This window comes from Microbacterium sp. Bi128, assembly GCF_918698205.1.
Window position 1 is genome coordinate 1 of record NZ_CAKKMM010000592.1, and the last position, 2,978, is coordinate 2,978.

The 2,978-nt window shown below is 71.8% G+C and carries 3 protein-coding genes; 2 read left to right on the forward strand and 1 reads right to left on the reverse strand.

Annotated elements, in window-relative coordinates:
- Window positions 1-76 precede the first annotated feature (76 nt).
- Window positions 77-685 (reverse strand): TetR/AcrR family transcriptional regulator, encoded by a 609-nt coding sequence (locus LQV45_RS23410; RefSeq protein WP_230009044.1) that lies wholly within the window; start codon window positions 683-685, stop codon window positions 77-79.
- A 106-nt stretch (window positions 686-791) separates the two neighbouring features.
- On the opposite strand from LQV45_RS23410, the gene LQV45_RS23415 reads away from it, so the two are divergent.
- Together LQV45_RS23415 and LQV45_RS23420 are read left to right on the forward strand one after the other, a co-directional pair.
- On the forward strand, window positions 792-1,628 hold the full coding sequence (locus tag LQV45_RS23415) for a sugar phosphate isomerase/epimerase (RefSeq protein WP_230009045.1): 837 nt from the start codon (window positions 792-794) through the stop codon (window positions 1,626-1,628).
- On the forward strand, window positions 1,625-2,752 hold the full coding sequence (locus LQV45_RS23420) for a Gfo/Idh/MocA family protein (protein ID WP_230009046.1): 1,128 nt from the start codon (window positions 1,625-1,627) through the stop codon (window positions 2,750-2,752). The genes LQV45_RS23415 and LQV45_RS23420 overlap by 4 nt, the downstream gene beginning before the upstream one ends.
- Window positions 2,753-2,978 lie beyond the last annotated feature (226 nt).

Genomic DNA, 2,978 nt, shown 5'->3' on the forward strand with positions numbered 1-2,978 from the left:
CACCCCCACCGCGCGACCCCACCGCCGCAGCAGCCCACCGCCGCAGCAGCCACAGCCGCGGCATCCACCGCTCCCGTCAGCCCGCGCGCGGCGGCTGCAGCAGCATCGCGAACGTGCGGAGCGTGTCGCTGAGCCCCACCGAGGCATCCAACAGCCACTGGATCTGCAGCCCGTCGGACGCGGCGATGAGCAGGGCCGCGAGGTGGTCGGCTGACACGTCGTCGCGAATGCGCCCCTCGGCCTGCTGTGCGCGGAAGATCTCGCCGAGCTCGGCGCGCAGCCGCTCGAACCGCGACGTGAAGTACTCCTTGCCGACGCCGCTGTCGACCTCGAGCGCCGCGGCGACGAGCGTGGAGTACAGCTGCACGAGGCCCGGCACCTCCACGTTGGCGGTCGCTGCGGCGATCATCCCCTCGACGCCCGGCTCGACGGGGTGAGCGGCCTCTTCCTCGGCGCGTTTCGCTGCGGCGTGGTCGTACACGGCGACGAGCAACTGTTCGCGGGAGTCGAAGTAGTGCAGCAAAGCGGCGTGCGAGACGCCGATGGACTCGGCGATACGGCGGAGCGACGTACCGTCGGCACCGCGCTGACGGAAGACCTCGATCGCGCGGTCGAGGATCTCCTGCCGACGCTCGACACCGCGCCGGCGCTGTCCGGGCCGTCCGATCGTCGCGTCGTCAGCCATGTCCCCACCTTCCCTCACTCCGCCGCGCTAGCGTAACCTCCACATGGAGGTTAGAGTATCGACACGGCCACCCGGCCCCTCCGACGACGACGTGCAGAAGGACCCCATGACCACGCCCACTTCCCTCCCCGTAGCCTCGGTGCAGCTGTACTCGCTGGCATCCGAGTTCTCGGCCGACATGTCCGGTTCGCTCGACAAGCTCGCGGCGCTCGGTCTGCGCAACGTCGAGGCGTTCGCGTTCGTCGATCGCCCCGCCGAGATCCGCGCAGCCCTGGATGCCAGCGGCCTGGCCTCCCCCACCGGACACGCCCCGCTGCTCAGCGACGAACTGTGGACGCCCGACGGCTCGATCCCCACGCCCGCGCCCGAGGTGGTGTTCGAGGCGGCCGCGACCATCGGCATCCAGACCGTCATCGACCCGTTCGTCTCACCCGAGCGCTGGCTCACCGAGGACGGCGTCGCCGACATCGCCGAGCGCCTGAACCGCGCCGCCGACGTCGCCGCGACCTTCGGCCTCTCGGTCGGTTACCACAACCACGCGCAGGAGTTCGTGGCCGACTTCGGTGGCCAGACCGCGTACGAGCGTTTCGTCGCGCTCACCGACGAGCGCGTGCAGCTCGAGCTCGACCTCTTCTGGGCCCTCACCGGTGGCCAGAACGTGCCCGCCCTCGTCGCGGCCCTCGGCGACCGGCTCACGGCCGTGCACGTCAAGGACGGCGTGGTTCCGGCATCCAACCCCTGGGGTCCGGACGCGGGCGAACTGTCAACCGCGAGCCTCGACCAGCGCCACGCCGGGACCGGCGAGGTCCCGCTCGCCGACGCGCTGCGCGCCGGCACCGGCATCCGCTACGCCGTGATCGAGTACGACCGCGCGCCCGGCGACGTGTTCGCCGACATCGCCGCGAGCCTGGCGTTCCTCACCGAAGGCGGGTTCGTCCGATGAGCCGGCCCCTCGGAGTCGGCATCATCGGCGCCGGCGTCATCAGCCAGACGTACCTCGAGAACCTCACCTCGTTCCCCGATGTGAGCGTCGTCGCCGTCGGCGACCTGTTCGCCGACCGCGCCCGGGCCAAGGCCGACGAGCACGGCGTCGCCGTCGCCGGAACCCCCGACGAGGTGCTGTCGAACCCCGACGTCGACCTGGTCGTGAACCTCACGATCCCGCAGGTGCACGTCGAGGTGTCGTCCGCGGCGATCGCCGCGGGCAAGCACGTCTGGACCGAGAAGCCGATCGGCCTCGACCGTGACGCGACACGTACGCTCCTGGAGCAGGCGGATGCCGCGGGCGTGCGCATCGGTTCGGCCCCCGACACCCTGCTCGGCCCCGGTTTCCAGTCGGCCAAGCGCGCGATCCAGAAGGGCGTCATCGGCGAGCCGCTGTTCGTGCAGACGTCGTTCCAGACGCAGGGGCCCGATCTGTGGCATCCGGACCCGGCGTTCCTCTTCGCGCGCGGCGCCGGTCCGCTGCTGGACATGGGGCCGTACTACTTCTCGGCGCTCGTGAGCCTGCTCGGCCCCATCGCGGGCGTGACGGCACGAGGCTCGCGGCCGCGGCTCGAGCGTACGATCCACACCGGACCGCGCGCGGGCGAGACGTTCCCGGTCGAGGTGCCCTCGACCGTGCAGGTGCTCACGTCGTTCGCGGCCGGCCAGCACGGCACGCACCTGCTGAGTTTCGACTCGGCGCTCGAGCGCCACGGCGTGGTCGAGATCCACGGTTCCGAGGGCACGATGGTGCTCCCCGATCCGAACCGCTTCGAGGGGCGCATCGCCTACGTGAAGCCGCTCGGCGTCTTCCGCGACGGCATGAAGACCGAGCAGGAGTGGATCGAGGTGCCGAACGAGGGCACCGTCGTCGGCCGCGGCCTCGGCGTGCTCGACATGGCCCGCGCGATCGCCGCCGACCGGCCGCACATCGCCACGGGCGAGCTCGGCTTCCACGTGCTCGACGTGATGCTGTCCGCTGAAGAATCGGCCGCGACCGGCCGGACGCTCGAGATCGGCAGCACCGTGGCCCCCGTGCCGCTGCTCGACGAGGGCTTCGACCCCTTCGCGCGCACGCTGTAACCCGTTCGGGCGTGCTTCCGCCCCGCGGTGTCCTGTGGATGCCGCGGGGCGGCGGCGTGCCGGAGGGATGCACCGTCTCAGCGGCGTTGTGTGGATGCCGCGGGGGGCGTGCGGGGGGATCGCTGCTCAGCGGCGTGCGGTAGATGCCGCGGGGCGGTGGCGTGCCCGGGGGATCGCTGCGCCGTCTCAGCGGCTTCCCGTGGATGCCGGCGGGGCGGTGGCGTGC

Coding starts and splice junctions, on each gene's coding strand:
- LQV45_RS23420 (WP_230009046.1), top strand. CDS start 1,625: ATGAGCCGGCCCCTCGGAGTCGGCATCATCGGCGCCGGCGTCATCAGC.
- LQV45_RS23415 (WP_230009045.1), top strand. CDS start 792: ATGACCACGCCCACTTCCCTCCCCGTAGCCTCGGTGCAGCTGTACTCG.
- LQV45_RS23410 (WP_230009044.1), bottom strand. CDS start 685: ATGGCTGACGACGCGACGATCGGACGGCCCGGACAGCGCCGGCGCGGT.